This window comes from Nocardia sp. NPDC047648 (genome assembly GCF_040642815.1).
Taxonomy (GTDB): Bacteria; Actinomycetota; Actinomycetes; order Mycobacteriales; family Mycobacteriaceae; genus Nocardia; species Nocardia gamkensis.
Map to the genome: position 1 here is coordinate 1 of NZ_JBEYSX010000043.1, position 1,385 is coordinate 1,385.

A 1,385-nucleotide genomic window follows, 5' to 3' on the forward strand; every position below is an offset into this window, starting at 1 on the left:
GAGGGGTTCGATGTGACCGCGGCGCCGCCGGTGCGGGTGCGGTTGATCGAGTTGAGCGACACCGAGCATGTGCTGGTGTGTGTGGTGCATCACATCGCGGGGGATGGGTTCTCGATGGGTCCGTTGACGCGGGATCTGATGAGCGCGTATGTGCAGCGGTCGCGGGGTGGGGCACCGGGGTGGCCGGTGTTGGAGGTGCAGTACGCCGATTACGCGTTGTGGCAGCGGGAGATCCTGGGGACCGAGGATGATCCGGAGTCGTTGCTGGCCGCGCAGATCGGGTTCTGGCGTGAGCGGTTGGCGGGCCTTCCCGATCAGTTGGAGTTGCCTGCGGATCGGGCGCGTCCGGCGGTGGCGTCGCATCGTGGTGCGACGCTGGGGTTCGAGATCGACGCGCAGGTGCATGCGGGGCTGACCCGGGTGGCCGCGCAGCACAACGCGACGTTGTTCATGGTGGTGCATGCGGCGTTGGTGGTGTTGCTGGCGCGGTTGTCGGGTAGCCGGGATATCGCGGTGGGTACGCCGGTGGCGGGGCGTGGTGAGGCGGCGCTGGATGATTTGATCGGCATGTTCGTCAACACGCTGGTGTTGCGCACCGACGTCGATTCGGGTGCGCGGTTCGAGCAGTTGCTGGGGGCGGTGCGTGCGGTGGATGTGGAGGCGTTCGGGCATGCGGATGTGCCGTTCGAGCGTCTGGTGGAGTTGCTGGATCCGGTGCGTTCGGCGGGGCGGCATCCGTTGTTCCAGGTGATGTTGACCTTCCAGAATCTCGCGGTGTCGGAGTTGGAGTTGCCGGGTTTGTCGGTGTCGGGGGTGGATCTGGCGGTGGGGTTGGCGAAGTTCGATCTGCAGTTGGCGATCGCGGAGAACGACGACCGTCATGGTGGCGGGCATGGTTTGTCGGCGGCGTTCACCTACGCCACCGATCTGTTCGACACCGCGACGGTGCGTGATTTCGCCGACCGGTTCACCCGCATTCTGGCGGCGGTGGCCGCGGACGCGTCGGTGGTGGTGGGGGATATCGATGTGCTGGCCCCGGGCGAGCGGGAGCTGGTGTTGCACGAGTGGTCCACCCCGGGCACGATCGTGCCGGAAGTGACGCTGGTGGAGGTCATCGCCACCCAAGCCCGCACCCGCCCCGACGCCGTCGCCATCCGCTACGGCGACACCAGCCTGACGTTCGGGCAGTTGCAAAGCCGCGCCAACCGGGTCGCTCGCGCGTTGATCGCCCACGGCGCGGGACCGGAATCGCTGGTGGCGGTGGCGGTGTCGCGCACCGAGGAACTACCGGTCGCCCTGTTGGGTGTGTTGACCGCGGGTGCGGCGTATCTGCCGATCGACACCACGTATCCGGTGCAGCGGTTGGAGTTCATGCTCGATGACGC

At 67.1% G+C, this 1,385-nt stretch carries 1 protein-coding gene; it reads left to right on the top strand.

Features of this window, described 5'->3' with window-relative positions:
- A partial coding sequence (locus ABZ803_RS35250) for a condensation domain-containing protein (protein ID WP_357046215.1) occupies positions 1 to 1,385 on the top strand: 1,385 nt, incomplete at both ends.